11 protein-coding genes and 1 pseudogene are annotated in these 16,098 nt (G+C 42.9%); 6 read left to right on the forward strand and 6 right to left on the reverse strand.

What is annotated here, in order from left to right; genetic code table 11:
• Window positions 1–3 precede the first annotated feature (3 nt).
• From cydC to trxB, 3 genes are all read right to left on the reverse strand, one after another.
• A complete protein-coding gene (cydC, locus tag AAC155_RS11330; protein WP_113042224.1) occupies window positions 4–1,752 on the reverse strand; it encodes a heme ABC transporter ATP-binding protein/permease CydC in 1,749 nt (582 codons plus the stop codon).
• A 2-nt stretch (window positions 1,753–1,754) separates the two neighbouring features.
• Window positions 1,755–3,524, reverse strand: a complete 1,770-nt coding sequence (cydD, locus tag AAC155_RS11335; RefSeq protein ID WP_113042225.1) for a heme ABC transporter permease/ATP-binding protein CydD — start codon at window positions 3,522–3,524, stop codon at window positions 1,755–1,757.
• Between the two features lie 134 nt (window positions 3,525–3,658).
• On the reverse strand, window positions 3,659–4,618 hold the full coding sequence (gene trxB, locus AAC155_RS11340; RefSeq protein ID WP_113042226.1) for a thioredoxin-disulfide reductase: 960 nt from the start codon (window positions 4,616–4,618) through the stop codon (window positions 3,659–3,661).
• Window positions 4,619–5,116: 498 nt separating this feature from the next.
• Between trxB and lrp the strand changes: the two genes are divergently transcribed.
• The 5 genes from lrp to serS all read left to right on the forward strand — a co-directional run bounded on the left by lrp (window position 5,117) and on the right by serS (window position 12,825).
• Window positions 5,117–5,611 (forward strand): leucine-responsive transcriptional regulator Lrp, encoded by a 495-nt coding sequence (gene lrp / locus AAC155_RS11345; protein ID WP_011145896.1) that lies wholly within the window; start codon window positions 5,117–5,119, stop codon window positions 5,609–5,611.
• A gap of 130 nt (window positions 5,612–5,741) precedes the next feature.
• Complete coding sequence (locus tag AAC155_RS11350) at window positions 5,742–9,143, forward strand: DNA translocase FtsK 4TM domain-containing protein (protein ID WP_113042227.1); 3,402 nt, start codon at window positions 5,742–5,744, stop codon at window positions 9,141–9,143.
• A 199-nt stretch (window positions 9,144–9,342) separates the two neighbouring features.
• Entirely contained in the window at window positions 9,343–9,954 is a 612-nt protein-coding gene (gene lolA, locus AAC155_RS11355; protein WP_113042228.1) for an outer membrane lipoprotein chaperone LolA, read from the forward strand.
• Window positions 9,955–9,961: 7 nt separating this feature from the next.
• On the forward strand, window positions 9,962–11,305 hold the full coding sequence (locus tag AAC155_RS11360) for a replication-associated recombination protein A (RefSeq protein ID WP_113042229.1): 1,344 nt from the start codon (window positions 9,962–9,964) through the stop codon (window positions 11,303–11,305).
• 230 nt (window positions 11,306–11,535) lie between these two features.
• Window positions 11,536–12,825 carry a serine--tRNA ligase gene (gene serS / locus AAC155_RS11365; RefSeq protein WP_112878978.1) on the forward strand — a complete coding sequence of 430 codons (1,290 nt, stop codon included), beginning with the start codon at window positions 11,536–11,538 and terminating at the stop codon, window positions 12,823–12,825.
• 95 nt (window positions 12,826–12,920) lie between these two features.
• Here serS and AAC155_RS11370 read toward each other — a convergent pair whose 3' ends face one another.
• Together AAC155_RS11370 and AAC155_RS11375 are read right to left on the reverse strand one after the other, a co-directional pair.
• Window positions 12,921–13,721: a BPSS1780 family membrane protein gene (locus AAC155_RS11370; RefSeq protein ID WP_113042230.1), complete on the reverse strand. Its 801-nt coding sequence runs from the start codon at window positions 13,719–13,721 to the stop codon at window positions 12,921–12,923.
• A gap of 445 nt (window positions 13,722–14,166) precedes the next feature.
• Window positions 14,167–14,964, reverse strand: a complete 798-nt coding sequence (locus AAC155_RS11375; RefSeq protein WP_229015637.1) for a BPSS1780 family membrane protein — start codon at window positions 14,962–14,964, stop codon at window positions 14,167–14,169.
• Window positions 14,965–15,267: 303 nt separating this feature from the next.
• Between AAC155_RS11375 and tssD the strand changes: the two are divergent.
• Window positions 15,268–15,582, forward strand: a pseudogene (gene tssD, locus AAC155_RS11380) (type VI secretion system tube protein TssD); the annotation flags it as partial.
• 323 nt (window positions 15,583–15,905) lie between these two features.
• Here the strand turns inward: tssD and AAC155_RS11385 are convergent.
• Window positions 15,906–16,037: a hypothetical protein gene (locus tag AAC155_RS11385; RefSeq protein ID WP_262405141.1), complete on the reverse strand. Its 132-nt coding sequence runs from the start codon at window positions 16,035–16,037 to the stop codon at window positions 15,906–15,908.
• Between the last annotated feature and the right edge of the window lie 61 nt (window positions 16,038–16,098).

The raw sequence follows: 16,098 nt of genomic DNA on the forward strand, positions 1-16,098 counted from the left end.
GTGTTACTGCCCCGGTTCAAGACGAATCTGATGTGGCCGCTGATAAAACTGATAATAGCGACCTTGCTGAGCCAGTAATTCATTATGCTGCCCTTGTTCAATAATAGTGCCGCCATCCATGACGTAAATACGGTCCATATGGTCAAGCCCGTACAGGCGGTGGGTGACAATAATCAGTGACTTATGCTGACAATGCTGACGCAATAGAGATAGAATTTGTTGTTCAGTATCCGCATCGAGTCCTTCCGTAGGTTCATCCAGTAACATCAGTGGCGCCGAGTGCAGTAGCGCTCTGGCAATTCCCATGCGGCGCTGTTCACCGCCTGACAACTGACGACCGCCTTCACCCATCCAGCAGTTTAGTCCCTCATTGGTTTCCAGTAGATTGCTTAAACCTACCTGTTTCAGCACAATTTCTAGTTCATTATCGGTTGCATTTGGTTTTGCCAGTAATAAATTCTGTCGTAAAGTATGACTGAACACATGAACACGTTGTGAAACAACCGATATCATACTGCGCAGAGTTGATTCGTCATAAGCAGTAATAGAATGCTGATTCAGACAGATTGATCCTGAATCAATATCCCAGGCCCGGGTCAATAATTGTAGCAAGGTAGATTTACCACAACCGGTTTTGCCTAACAGCGCGACATGTTCCCCTGCTTTCAAGCAGAGAGAAACATTTTTCAGGACGGCCATTGGCTGATCAGGATAAGTGAAACTGATATTTTTGATATCAATACTGGCTTGAGCTGAACTTTCCGGCCCTGATGTAGGAAACGTTACTTCCGGTTCTTGTTGCATCAATTGAGAAACCCGGGTTGCAGAGGTAATGACCTGACCTAGATGTTGGAATGCAACAGTGACAGGGCCCAGAGTTTCAAATGCGGCAAGAGAACAGAAGACGAACAGTGCGATTAATGCCCCCGGCTGGTTGTTTCCTCCCACACCGTTCGCTGCCAGCCATAAAATCAATGTAACGGTCATACCGGTGGCAAAAATCATGACTGCCTGTGACAAGCCGGTTAGGTTCGCTTGCTGTTGCTGATGTCTTAACCAACGTGACTCAATATCAGCCATTGACTTGCGGAAACGGCCAGCAGCACCGAATACCATCAATTCAGCTTGTCCTTGCAATGCCGCTGTGAGTTGGGTGCGGTATTGACCACGCAGAATAGTCAGATTGCGGCCAACGGATTTACCTGCGTTATAAAATATTGATGGCAGCAGGATCAACAGAGCCAGCATAATACCGCCAAGGGTATAGGCTAATGTGAGATCCAGAAAGCCAAGGCCGAAAGTGAGGACCATGATAACGATAAGAGCTGATAATATCGGCGAAATCACCCGTAAATAGAGATGATCCAATGTTTCAACATCAGCAACTAGTCGGTTTAATAATTCTCCTTGGCGAAAACGAGCTATTCCTCCCGGTGAAAGTGGCAAAATTTTCTGAAAGGCAAAAACCCGTAAATGTGCCAATACCCGGAAAGTGGCATCATGGCTAACCAACCGTTCAGCATAGCGCCCGGCAGTTCGAAGAATGGCTGAGCCACGGACACCGGCCGCCGGTAGCATATAGTTGAATGTATAACCGGTAAGACCTGCTAGTGCTGCGCCTGCAAGGAACCAGCCAGAGAGGGTCAGCAAACTTATGCTGGCGAGTAGTGTAACAATGGTCAGAACCATGCCTAAACTGATAAGAAACCAATGACGGCGATAGAGCGCCAGAAAAGGAAGCAATACCCGCATAATTACAGCTCCTCACTTCGATGGGATAACAGGCGGGTGAATACCCCTTGAGATTGGCTTAGCGATTGGTAATCTCCCTGTTCAATAATCAACCCCTTTTCCATGACCCAAATCTGATCATATTCCAGCGTTTCTTCCAATTGATGGGTAACTAACAGGGTCATCTGATGATGAGATGCCTGATTGAGTGTTTTCATCACCTGTTGTTCGCTATGCGCATCCAGGCTAGCGCCAGGCTCATCCAGTAATAATAACCGGCAAGGTTTCAATAGGGCACGGGCAACAGCGATACGTTGGGCCTGACCAACGGATAATCGTGCTGCATTATCACCGATGATGGTATTCAGTCTATCGGGTAAATCGTGAATAAATTCAGTGACGTATGCTTGTTCCATAACCTGATGGATTTGTTGTTGATTGGCATTAGGTTGGTTCAGACGAATATTATCAAGCAAAGTCTGCTCAGGCAGATGTGGATTTTGTCCAACCCAGCTCAGTTGATCACGCCATCTCTGTTGATCCAACTCACACAGTTCAGTGCCATTAATTTGTATTGAACCACGATAGGGCAGGAACCCTAACAATAAATTCAAGAGGGAACTTTTACCTGCTCCACTTTGACCAACTAATGCCACTCGTTGATTTTTCTCTATAGTAAAATTCAACGGGCCAGCAAGCCGGTTGCCGTCGTGGGCCAAAATTTCCAGATTATTAGCAATGATGGTCAACGGATCTTGGGGGGGAAGTGTTTTATCACCACCGGCAGGCGCATATTCACCATCACTGCTCAATAAAGTCACTAATGCTTCGGCGGCCCCAATCGCCTGTGCTTTAGCGTGATAATAAGTACCCAGATCGCGTAATGGCTGAAAAAATTCTGGGGCGAGGGTTAACACCAGAAAACCGGCAAACAGGGTAACGCCCATCCCGTAACTGCCAAAATTAAGCTCCCCCAAATAGGAGAAACCGAAATAGACAGCGACAACGGCAATAGAAATGGCAGCAAAGAACTCCAGCACCGCAGAAGAAAGGAACGCTAATCTCAGCACTTCCATCGTTCTGCAACGGAAGTTTTCGGTGGATTCGTTGATTTGTTGTGTTTCTACTTTGCCGCGATAAAACAAGCGCAACGTTTCTAACCCACGTAACCTATCAAGAAAATTACCGCTTAATCGCCCTAGTGCGACAAAATTACGCCGATTAGCGTCTGCGGCGCCTAAACCAACCAGCGCCATAAACAGCGGGATCAGGGGAGCAGTAGCGAATAAAATTAGCCCGGCAGCCCAGTTAACAGGGAATAGGGTGATCAGAATAAGAATAGGGATTATGACGGCGAGAGACATCTGTGGCAGATAGCGGGAATAATAATCCTGCATATCTTCTATCTGCTCAAGAATAATGGTTGCCCAGCTACCGGCTGGTTTACCTTTAACCCACATTGGGCCAAGTTGTTCCAGCTTATCCAATACCATAGCGCGGATTTTCTGACGCACGACTTTGCCACAGATAAAACCGATTCGTTCCCGAATGGCACTGATGATAGCTCGTAACACAAAGGCGGCTGCTAGCAACCAAAATTCGTTCGTGATGTGCTCGCGTGGAAGATTATCCATGATTAAAGCTTGCAGAATTGAGGCCAGTAGCCAAGCTTGAGCAATAATCAATAATCCATTGATTAAGCCAAATAACATGGACAGGCGGAGCCAGCGTTGGGCCGGGGCACTTTGCTGTTTCAGCCAGCGAACTAATTCATACTGTCTTATTTTGTCCATAAGGAAAAATTCTAATTTAACAGGTGAGGGTAATGGTGTACCAAAAGGCTGGACATATCCTATGTGTCAACATCCTGCTGATATGTTACATGTTAAAAAGCGCTACCGAAATAGCGCCTTGAAAGAAAAAGAATTTATTTAGCGGCTAGCCCATCCAAGAAACGTTCTGCGTCAAGGGCTGCCATACAACCTGTACCGGCGGACGTAATTGCCTGTCGGTAGGTATGATCCATGACATCACCGGCGGCGAATACACCGGGAATGGAGGTCTGAGTGGCGTTACCCTGTAAACCGGATTGAACTTTGATGTAACCATTATCCAGTTCTAATTGGCCTTCAAAGATAGCGGTATTGGGAGTATGGCCGATAGCAATGAAGGTGCCGGTAACCGCCAATTCTTCTGTAGCGCCACTTTGGGTATCGCGTAGGCGAACACCGGTAACGCCCATATCATCACCGAGTACTTCATTCAGAATACGATCGGTGTGCAGGATGATATTGCCATTTTTGACTTTATCCATCAGGCGACTGATCAAGATCTTCTCTGAACGGAATGTATCACGGCGATGAATTAGATGAACTTCCGCTGCAATATTTGCCAGATATAAGGCCTCTTCTACCGCAGTATTACCACCGCCAACAACGGCGACTTTCTGGTTACGATAAAAGAAACCATCACAAGTTGCACAGGCTGAAATACCACGCCCTTTGAATGCCTCTTCAGAAGGTAAACCTAAATAACGGGCAGAAGCACCTGTTGCGATAATCAGTGCGTCACAGGTATATTCTTGTTCATCACCATAAAGGCGTAAAGGCCGGTTTTGCAGATCAACTTTTTGAATATGGTCAGAAATGATTTCAGTTTGGAATTTTTCAGCATGTTGGTGCATGCGCTCCATTAACCCTGGGCCGGTCAAATCTTCAGGATCGCCCGGCCAGTTTTCGACCTCGGTGGTTGTAGTCAATTGACCGCCTTTTTCAACCCCGGTAATAAGAACCGGATTTAAATTTGCTCGGGCAGCATAAACCGCAGCGGTATAGCCTGCTGGACCGGAGCCAAGAATAATGAGTTTGTGGTGTTTGGCGGCGCTCATGAATACCTCATTTCCATTTATCACCTATCGAATATCGAACGATTGTAGGAGAAATAGGAGGGTAAAAAAAGTTAAAAGACTCATGTTACTAACGATTTTACCGATAGATATTAACTAACAATGATTTTAACCTGAGAAAAGTGTCCTTTTAGTGCTGTTTGGGTTTTATTTGCTCGTTTTTAATTAATGATAGACTATCGAAACGATTAACTGAAAATTTGTTCCACAGGTTGTTCTGATTTTTGCTCATTTACTTTGACAATCGGCTGTGCATTTGCGAAAACATCACTGTAAGAGATAATTATCCACCTCGCTAAATTCGTTTCTATAAAAATCGACATGCGGATAATTCCCTCTAGTGTAGCATTAAAAAAATGGCCTGTGGGTTGCTTTACGCTGATAGAGCGAGGCTTTAACTTTAAGACATCTTTTCCAACTCAAACTCAAGAGATAGGGGAAAATGTTATGGGTGTAGGAAAATAAAGAGAGATCAACAAAATGATAGATAATAAAAAACGTCCGGGAAAAGATCTTGATCGCATAGATCGTAATATCCTAAATGAGCTACAGAAAGATGGGCGAATTTCTAATGTAGAACTGTCTAAACGGGTAGGTTTGTCTCCAACTCCGTGTCTGGAGCGTGTTCGTCGTCTGGAACGCCAAGGGTTTATTACTGGATACACGGCATTGCTGAATCCTCACTATTTGGATGCATCTTTGCTGGTATTTGTTGAAATTACCTTAAACCGTGGTGCTCCAGATGTTTTTGAACAATTCAACGCTGCTGTACAAAAATTGGAAGAGATTCAGGAATGCCACTTAGTTTCTGGTGATTTCGACTATCTATTGAAAACTCGCGTACCAGACATGTCAGCTTATCGTAAGTTGCTAGGCGAAACTTTGTTGCGTTTGCCAGGTGTTAATGACACCCGCACATATGTTGTGATGGAAGAAGTTAAGCAGAGCAATCGTCTGGTCATTAAGACTCGCTAAAATCTTACCAAAAATGTACAGGTGCAAAACTGGAAAAATTTAGGTACACTCCTGTTTATGCATACAGTTTCAACGCTGAGCTATCTCGGCGTTGTTCCGTTAAATCAACAGGAAACCTGGAGAGCCTTTCTTGAGCCAGGAATATACAGAAGATAAAAATATTAAATTAAAGAGACTGAGTAGTGGGCGCAGGCTGTTAGAAGCTGTATTGCTTGTCATTGTTATCCTAGCGGCTTATCTGCTGGTCGCACTTGTCAGTTTTAACCCTTCTGATCCCAGTTGGTCTCAGACTGCATGGCATGAGCCAGTGCATAATTTGGGTGGTGGTGTGGGTGCATGGCTGGCCGATACGCTGTTTTCTGCATTTGGCATTCTAGCTTATGTCATCCCCCCAGTGATGATATTGGGTTGCTGGACTGCTTTTAAGCAACATGATGACCGAGAGTATGTCGATTTCTTTGCGTTGGCTTTGCGCGTTATTGGCGCATTGGCAATCGTTTTGACTTCATGTGGATTAGCGGCACTGAATGTTGACGATCTCCATTACTTTGCTTCCGGCGGTATTATTGGCAGTCTGTTTAGTCGTGCGATGTTGCCTTGGTTTAATGAATTAGGCGCAACTTTGGTCTTGCTGTGTATTTGGGCAATTGGGTTGACGTTATTTACTGGTTGGTCATGGTTAACCATTGCTGAAAAAACGGGAGCAGTAATTCTGGGAGCAATAGGATTTATTACCAATCGTAGCCGTAATGAACAGGAATATATGCCATACGGTGAAACGGCTATTGAGAGGGAAGATCCCGCCGATGATAAAACAGAATTTGAATTTACAGCGGCTGATATTGATCATGATGATGTACTATTTACAGTACCTTCAGCCGTAGAGTTAGCAAAAGCTGAACTGGACGAACCAGAATTGGTGAAAGCAGAAATCGAACAAGAACAGCCAATAGATATTCCTACCACTAATATGGCTGATATTGATGCTGAACCTGAAATTCTGGTTAATACATCCGATGATATTGCACGGCCTCAGTCATTAGTAGAAGAGAGCGAAAAGAATAATGACGAACCTGTTCGTTATGTATTTGAAACGCCTGCTGAGTACCATTTTGAACCTATATCTGAATTTAATCGTGAAGCGACGCCAACATTTGAGCCCGTCGAAAATAGCCGGAATAGCAGCGACACCTTCACTTTTATGCCTGAAACAGAACCAAAAAATGTTGTAGCAGCAACCTCAACCTCTGCAACGGTTATAACAGGCAACTCTCAGGTTAAGCAAGGAATCGGGCCAGAACTACCCCGTCCTAATCCTGTCCGTATTCCAACCCGCCGTGAACTGTATGGCATTAAAGTGCCTTCACAACGTCTTGCAGAACAACAGCGTGAAGAAGAGGTCAAACAACAAGCAGGTGGAGCGGATGATGATATTGAGTCTGATAAACAGCAAGAAGCGTTGCTGAGTCAGCAGTTTCTTGAACAACAGCGCGAGCGTTATCGTATTACGACGGATACAGAAGAACAGGCCCCAATCCAGCCTCAGATAAGACAGAATCCATTTGAGCTGGAAAATGAGCCTTCGGTGGAAAAACGGGCTCAAACAGCGACAGAGACTGTCAAACAGACAGTTGAGCAGCCGCAATATAAGCGTTATCAGGCGCAAGGTCACCAGGAGAAAAAAGAGCTTTCTGCTCTGGAGAGTTTATCGATTTTAAATAACTTTTCACCGGTTGAAGATTTAGTTGAAAAAGAGCCGGCAGAGCCGTTATTTATGCCTTCTGCTCAATCAGCACCGGAAAATCAATCAGAACGACCCACAGAAATTGCTTTTGTGTCAGCATCTGTACACAATGTTGTACAGCAACCGCAGCAACCGCAGCAACCGCAGCAACCGCAGCAACCGCAGCAACCGCAGCAACCGCAGCAACCGCAGCAACCGCAGCAACCGCAGCAACCGCAGCAACCGCAGCAACCGCAGCAACCGCAGCAAGATAGCTTATTCCATCCGTTTTTAGTTCGTAACGATCAACCGTTGCCAAAACCAACGACACCAATGCCTTCGCTCGATCTGCTAACCAGTCCTTTAGCGGAAGAAGAACCCATTGATATGTTTGCCCTTGAGCAAACGTCCCGTTTGATTGAAGCGCGTCTGAGTGATTATCGAGTTAAAGCTGATGTTGTGGGTTTTTCACCCGGTCCGGTGATTACCCGGTTTGAACTGGATTTGGCTCCGGGTGTTAAAGCCTCACGTATTTCTAACTTATCAAGAGATTTAGCACGTTCTCTATCAGCGGTCGCTGTGCGTATTGTTGAAGTGATTCCGGGTAAACCTTATGTTGGCTTGGAATTGCCGAATAAAAAGCGCCAGACGGTCTATTTGCGTGAAGTATTGGATTGTGAAAAATTCCGCGATAATCCGTCACCACTGACAATTGTGTTGGGTAAAGATATTGGCGGCCAGCCGGTTGTCGCTGATTTAGGTAAAATGCCGCACTTGCTGGTGGCGGGTACAACCGGTTCGGGTAAATCTGTTGGTGTCAACGCCATGATCCTCAGTATCCTCTATAAAGCAAAACCAGAAGATGTCCGCTTTATTATGATTGACCCAAAAATGTTGGAGTTATCGGTTTATGAAGGTATTCCGCATCTGTTAACCGAAGTTGTTACTGATATGAAAGATGCTGCTAATGCACTGCGCTGGTGTGTCAGTGAAATGGAACGCCGTTATAAACTGATGTCTGCATTGGGTGTGCGTAATTTGGCGGGTTATAACGAAAAGGTTAAGCAGGCAGAAGAGATGGGACGCCCAATTCCTCATCCATTCTGGAAGCCGGGTGACAGCATGGATGTTACTCATCCGGTGCTGAAAAAAGAACCGTATATTGTTGTTATGGTAGATGAATTTGCTGACTTAATGATGACCGTCGGTAAAAAAGTTGAAGAGCTGATTGCCCGATTAGCACAGAAAGCGCGTGCGGCTGGTATCCACTTGGTTCTGGCGACTCAACGCCCATCTGTCGATATTATTACCGGCTTGATTAAAGCGAATATTCCGACTCGTATTGCCTTTACGGTTTCCAGCAAAATTGATTCCCGCACTATCCTTGATCAAGGCGGCGCTGAATCCCTGTTGGGCATGGGGGATATGCTTTATCTGGCGCCAAACTCCTCAATTCCGGTGCGTGTACATGGTGCATTTGTTCGGGATCAGGAAGTTCATGAAGTGGTTAATGATTGGAAAGCTCGTGGTCGTCCAGAGTATATTGATAGCATTCTCAGTGGTGGTGATGATGCTGAAGGTGGCTTAGGCATTGACAGCGATGAAGAGCTAGACGCCCTGTTTGATCAGGCAGTTCAATTCATAACGGAAAAACGACGAGTTTCGATTTCTGGTGTCCAGCGCCAATTCCGTATTGGTTATAACCGAGCGGCGCGTATTGTGGAACAGATGGAGGCACAGCAGATTGTCAGTGCTCCGGGTCATAATGGTAATCGTGAAGTATTAGCTCCACCGCCACATGAGAGCTGATATACCCGTTATCTTTCAAGTTGCCTCTTTGTTGGCTGCACTCGCTCACCCCGGTGACATAGTTCGTTATGCTCCCGGGGATTCGCTTCCTTGCCGTCGCGATGCATCTTGAAATCCATAGGGTATAGTGAATATTGAACGTTGAAGACCCTGATAATAAATCACGTGAAGTAATAACATTGAGAAAGGTATCTCTGATATGAAAAAGCTGATATTGATTGGTTGTTTAATGGCTGGCATGAGTATCAATGCGGTATGGGCAAATGCCAGCCAGGATTTGCAGGAGCGTTTGGGTAAAGTAAACAGTTTTCATGCCAGCTTTACTCAAACCGTCACCAGTGATGATGGAGCAACAATTCAGGAAGGTGAAGGGCAATTGTGGGTTAAACGACCAAACCTATTTAACTGGCATATGACATCACCTGATGAAAGCGTCTTGGTATCGGATGGTAAAACATTGTGGTTTTATAATCCATTTGTTGAGCAGGTAACGGCTAATTGGTTGAAAGATGCTACAGGTAACACGCCGTTTATGTTAATTACTCGTAACGATGCTAAAGATTGGTCCCAATATAAAATTAGCCAGCAAGGGAATGATTTTGAACTGACGCCGAATAATGTCACTGGTAATCTGAAACGTTTCTCGATTACCGTCACGACGGATGGCACTATCCAAAAATTTTCTGCTATTGAGCAGGATGGACAAAAGAGTGCTTATCAATTAAAAGAGCAGCAAAATACCCATGTGGATGCGGCAAAGTTCAGTTTTACGCTACCGAAAGGTGTTACGCTGGATGATCAGCGCCAGTGAGGTTTAAGTGAACAACCTGTCACTCGATTTTTCTCAAAATGAATTTCAGCCATTGGCCGCGCGTATGCGGCCGATAACATTAGAGCAATATATCGGGCAGCGGCATTTACTCGCTGAGGGAAAACCTCTGCCAAGGGCTATCCGGGCTGGACAACTGCACTCCATGATTTTATGGGGGCCACCGGGGACGGGCAAAACAACATTAGCTGAAATTATTGGGTATTATGCTCAGGCTGATGTTGAACGGATATCTGCGGTCACTTCCGGTATCAAAGAGATACGTGAATCGATTGAAAAAGCGCGTCAGAACCGGAATGCAGGGAGTAGAACTATCTTGTTTGTTGATGAAGTACATCGTTTTAACAAAAGTCAACAGGATGCTTTTCTGCCACACATTGAAGATGGCACGATCACCTTTATTGGTGCGACGACAGAAAATCCCTCTTTTGAACTGAATTCCGCATTACTTTCACGAGCGCGTGTTTATCTACTTAAGTCATTGACAACAGAAGAGATTGAGCAGGTTCTTGAGCAGGCCATGAATGATAAAGAGCGTGGTTATCGTGGACAGAATATCGTTTTGCCCGAAAACACCCGTCGTATGGTGGCGGAACTGGTTGCAGGCGATGCTCGTCGCTCACTGAATCTGCTTGAAATGATGGCGGATGTGGCAGAAACCGATGCTCAGGGGCTGAGGGTTTTGACACCGGGGCTATTGAAAGAAGTCAGTGGAGAGAGAAGTGCGCATTTTGATAATAAAGGTGATCGTTATTACGATTTGATTTCAGCACTGCATAAATCTATTCGTGGTTCTGCACCTGACGCTGCGCTTTACTGGTATGCTCGAATTATTACTGCCGGTGGTGATCCGTTATATGTTGCCCGTCGTTTATTGGCTATTGCTTCCGAAGATGTTGGTAATGCCGATCCTAGGGGAATGCAGGTAGCGATTGCTGCATGGGATTGTTTTACCCGTGTTGGGCCGGCAGAAGGTGAAAGGGCGATTGCTCAGGCTATTGTTTATCTTGCTTGTGCACCGAAAAGCAACGCTGTTTATACCGCTTTTAAAGCAGCAATAGCTGATGCGAAGGAAAAACCTGATTATGATGTTCCTGCACATTTACGCAATGCATCGACAAAATTGATGAAAGGGATGGGGCTTGGCGAGGAATATCGTTATGCCCATGACGAACCTAATGCTTATGCGGCGGGTGAAGTTTATTTTCCGCCTGAGATGGGGGAAACCCGCTATTATCATCCGACTAACCGAGGGCTAGAAAGTAAAATAGGCGATAAACTCGCCTGGCTTGCTGAACAGGATCAAAATAGCCCGATAAAACGCTATCGCTAACATTATTGTTGCGGTAAGGTTGGCAGGTAAAATATCTTATGGCCCATCAACTTGTGTGGGCCTATTCACATCATCTATACCTAATGGATTTCAAGATGCATCGCGACGGCAAGGGAGCGAATCCCTGGGAGCATAGCGAATTATGTGACTGGGGTGAGTGAGTGCAGCCAACAAAGAGGCAACTTGAAAGATAACGGGTATAACTTAATAACGACAAGCACAGGACTAGCATGCTCGATCCAAACATACTGCGTAATGAGCTAGACGCAGTCGCCGAAAAACTGGCTCGCAGGGGTTATACCCTTGACGTGGATACGCTGCGCAAACAAGAAGAGCGCCGTAAAGTTTTACAAGTTGAAACTGAAACCCTGCAAGCAGAACGTAATTCCCGATCGAAAGCTATTGGTGCAGCAAAAGCCCGTGGTGAAGATATTGATCCGCTACGTCAGGAAGTGAACCAGTTAGGTGAAAAGTTGGATACAGCGAAAGCCGAACTGGAAAAACTTCAAGCTGAAATCCGTGATTTGGCTTTAAGTATCCCTAACATTCCAGATGACTCTGTACCGGTAGGTAAAGATGAGAACGATAATTTGGAAGTGAGCCGTTGGGGTGAGCCAGGTAAATATGATTTTGAAATTCAAGATCATGTTTCATTAGGTGAATTGACCAATGGTCTGGACTTTGCCGCCGCGGTTAAACTAACCGGTTCACGCTTTGTGGTGATGAAAGGGCAAATTGCCCGTCTGCATCGGGCCTTGGCGCAATTTATGCTAAACCTTCACACAGAACAGCATGGCTATTTGGAAACTTATGTTCCCTATTTGGTAAACCATGAAACCTTATATGGTACGGGTCAATTGCCGAAATTTGGTGAAGATCTTTTCCATACTAAGCCGCTGGAAGAAGAGGCGGAAAGCCATTACGCGCTGATCCCAACTGCTGAAGTTCCGATAACCAACTTGGTTCGTGGTGACATTCTGGATGAAAATGAACTGCCATTGAAAATGACCGCTCATACCCCTTGCTTCCGTTCAGAAGCGGGTTCTTATGGTCGTGACACTCGTGGCCTGATCCGTATGCACCAGTTTGATAAAGTTGAGTTGGTTCAGATTGTTCATCCTGATGAATCAATGGATGCATTGGAAGCATTGACAGGACATGCAGAGAAAGTACTGCAATTACTGAACCTGCCATATCGTAAAGTTTTATTGTGTACCGGTGATATGGGTTTTAGCGCATGCAAAACTTATGACTTGGAAGTGTGGTTACCAGCTCAGAACACATATCGTGAAATCTCTTCCTGTTCTAACATGTGGGATTTCCAGGCGCGCCGTATGCAAGCACGTTTCCGCGGTAAAGAGGATAAGAAAACTCAATTACTCCATACTCTGAATGGCTCTGGTTTAGCTGTAGGCCGTACTCTGGTTGCCATTATGGAAAACTATCAGCAAGCCGATGGTCGTATTGAAATACCCGAAGTATTGCGTCCATATATGGGTGGTTTGGAATATATTGGTTGATTATTGTATTAATGAAAAGCGCCAGATTTGGCGCTTTTTGCTTCTTCTCTATTGATTTTTTTGTTGAAAATAAAGTTATTAGATTTAGTAAAGATTTAACTAATTAAAGAAGATAATTTTTCCTTTCCGATAAAAATGCTACGGTAAGAGGAATAATAGCTGACTAAAAATAGGGGAATGGTTATTAAAAGACCTAAACCTAAAGTCATGATAGAAATTATGAACATTATTGCCATGACCATGAAGAATAGGAAACCGGGTAATAAATTCTTCTTCACAACTTCTAGGCTCATTGATATGGCAGCACCAAATTTCAAATTATGGATAACAATTAATGCTGGTGCGAACCAGGTTAAAGCAGTACCAAAAATGTTAAAAATAAGCAGAACAAAGGCACCAAGGTATAATGGAGATAGATCATTTGGAAATACTTCAACCGGGATCTCGTCATATTGGCTATCTAACAATATATGAGCCATTGTATTACTGCTGATAATAAACATTGCGACAATTCCAAGAAGAATGATGCCAAATGATAAAGCACCCACGCCAAGCAGTGATACAAAGTTTTTCTGAAATCCGTTGAATAGTAGCTTTATTTCGAATTGTCCAGTTGTTCTTTGTTTTTCGCACACGGCAATAATACCACCAAAAAATACCGGACCAAAAAGTACAGTAAATATCCCAAGGAAAGGAATAAGCTGTAAACCAGATATGATAATGAAATAAATGATACCAAGTAGTATCCACATACCCAATTTACGTTTGACGATATCCCATGCTTGACTAATCCATTCCATGCCTTCTGTGCTACTGAGGGATTGACCACCAGGGATAAATACCTCCTGATTGTTGTATATAGCGTTGGAATTAAAACTTAGGTTCTTATTATCCATGTATTTTCCAATTTAATTATTGACTTGTAATTTATTGAATCGCTTTTTCTGTCTGCATCTTCAAAGTTACAATCATCCGTAAAAAGCTGGTAAGTATAATATATTAAATTTGTTAATCAACAAGCACTAAATAGGAGTAATTAACTAACAATGTGGTGGATTTATAAACAATGTTTTGCTATTTATTTTTTAACTTGATCAAATGGTTTTATCATTATCTAAATAACTAAGATATTTATGTAATATATTGTAGTTTCTATCATATAACTTAATTAATATCGATATTTCAATACCGATCTTTTATCATGAAAAAACAAACCTCATTTTGAAATATCGAGATTTGTTCATGATCTGAATGCCAAATTGGCACTTTTTTGTCTTCGTTATATTTTGCTGAAAATAAAGTAATTATTTTCAGCAAATAGTAGATGTATCTTCTAGCTAATTAAAATGTAAATGATTTCTCCTTACCGATAAAAATGCTGCGGTAGGAGGAATAATGACTAACTAAAAGTATTGGTATAGAGATTAGAAAACCTAAACCAAAAGTCATTACCGAGATTATGATAATGATGGCGGAGGTGATAAAGAATAATAAACCAGGTAATAGATTCTTTTTCACTGCTGTCAGGCTCATTGATATGGCAGCACCAAATTTCAAATTATGAATAACAATTAGCGCTGGTGCAAACCAGGTCAATGCGGCATTCACAATTGATAAAACCATCAAAATAAAGAGACTAAGAAGTAATGAGGACAGGCCATTTTGAAGTATTTCGGTTGGGATTTCACCATGTTGAGCGACTAATAGAAGATGAATTACGGCACTACCTCCGACAATAAACATTGCGATAACACCGAGGAGTATAATACCAATCGTTAAAGCACCAATGCCAAGCAGTGATGCAAAGTTTTTCTGAAATCCGTTGAATAACAGCCCTAGTTCGAATTCTCCGCTAGTCCTCTGTTTTTCGCACACGGCAATTATACCGCCGATAAATACTGGGTTCAAAAACCAGGCAAATATTCCGATAAAAGGAATAAGCATGAAACCAGCTATACATATAGAATAGACAATATAGAGTAGTATCCACATGCCCCATTTGTTCTTGACAAGTTGCCATGCTTGACCAATCCATTTCACACCTTCTGTGCTACTGAGGGACTGACCATCAGGAATAAATACTTCCTGATGGTCATTAGACATAGCGTTGGAGTTAGAATTTAAGTTTTGATTATCCATATAATTTTCCAATTAATTTTGTTGATTCATAATATTTTAAACCGCTTTTTTGGCTGCATCTTGGAAGATGTAGTCAGATTGAGAGATTAGGTAAACATATTATATTAATTCCATTGTTCAACAAGTATTAAATATAAGTGAAGACCAGAAAATATAAATAATTTTCTACAAATTGTTGCTAAATATTTTTAATTGTATCAAATTGATAATAATTGTAATAAAGTGTTTCAATGTTAACTGATGGCTAAATTTAATTAATTTCTAACCTATAAAATCGGAATGATTTTAATTCCATTGGGTAAACACCATCCCATAACATTTAAAAAACCTGTTGATAAATCGTCACCGCTTTTGGGAATAGCGATGTCAGAAAATGAAGTATTGGACGGTATGTTTGATATTTATCGAACGAATCAATCCGGGATTCAGGAGTTATATTATACTATAAAGGTAATTGAGGCGACGATAGTTGATTTAGCTGTTTATCACCCCCATTCGATAACACATGCTGGCGCACAGCCGCAGGAAACGATATCTTTACGTTATAAGAGTATCACATGGACTCATCATATAGCAGGGACAAGTGCTTATAGTATTTGGGATGATCGCGTTTATTAATTTATTTGCCGGTAAAATAGTGTTGTTTTACCGGCAAAATTACCACTTGTTTTTCCTATAATGCCTGCTGTGTGCGATCATAAATGTGATATTACATAATATGGCTAGTACAATAGAACTATAAAATACAAAATCATTATATGAAGTAGACACGCCAAAAAATGGAATGCATCCGGTATGAAAAACATGTAGATGGAAAAGATCAGATGCCATCATAAGTAATATAGCTAATAAATTAATATATACCCGTCATCTTTCAAGTTGCCTCTTTGTTGGCGGCACTCGCTCACCCCGGTCACATAGTTTGCTATGCTCCCGGGGATTCACTCCCTTGCCGTCGCGATGCATCTTGAAATCCATAGGGTATAAACATCATAGGGAATTAAAAGTTTCTTAAAAGCAAAGTATAGAGGATAAAGTGAAAATAAAGAAAAAATAATATATATGTAACCCATTTTTTACCCCCTAATATGACTTGTATTGTCCATATATTATTAGAATCTATCTTTCATATTT

This window comes from Photorhabdus sp. HUG-39 (genome assembly GCF_963878365.1).
Taxonomy (GTDB): domain Bacteria; phylum Pseudomonadota; class Gammaproteobacteria; order Enterobacterales; family Enterobacteriaceae; genus Photorhabdus; species Photorhabdus kayaii.

Excerpts from the sequence above, each read along its gene's own strand:
- AAC155_RS11370 (WP_113042230.1), bottom strand. The coding sequence starts at position 13,721 with ATGGATAATAAGAACCTAAGTTTTAATTCCAACGCTATATACAACAAT.
- lolA (WP_113042228.1), top strand. The coding sequence starts at position 9,343 with ATGAAAAAGCTGATATTGATTGGTTGTTTAATGGCTGGCATGAGTATC.
- cydD (WP_113042225.1), bottom strand. The coding sequence starts at position 3,524 with ATGGACAAAATAAGACAGTATGAATTAGTTCGCTGGCTGAAACAGCAA.
- cydC (WP_113042224.1), bottom strand. The coding sequence starts at position 1,752 with ATGCGGGTATTGCTTCCTTTTCTGGCGCTCTATCGCCGTCATTGGTTT.
- AAC155_RS11375 (WP_229015637.1), bottom strand. The coding sequence starts at position 14,964 with ATGGATAATCAAAACTTAAATTCTAACTCCAACGCTATGTCTAATGAC.
- lrp (WP_011145896.1), top strand. The coding sequence starts at position 5,117 with ATGATAGATAATAAAAAACGTCCGGGAAAAGATCTTGATCGCATAGAT.
- AAC155_RS11385 (WP_262405141.1), bottom strand. The coding sequence starts at position 16,037 with ATGGGTTACATATATATTATTTTTTCTTTATTTTCACTTTATCCTCTA.
- serS (WP_112878978.1), top strand. The coding sequence starts at position 11,536 with ATGCTCGATCCAAACATACTGCGTAATGAGCTAGACGCAGTCGCCGAA.
- trxB (WP_113042226.1), bottom strand. The coding sequence starts at position 4,618 with ATGAGCGCCGCCAAACACCACAAACTCATTATTCTTGGCTCCGGTCCA.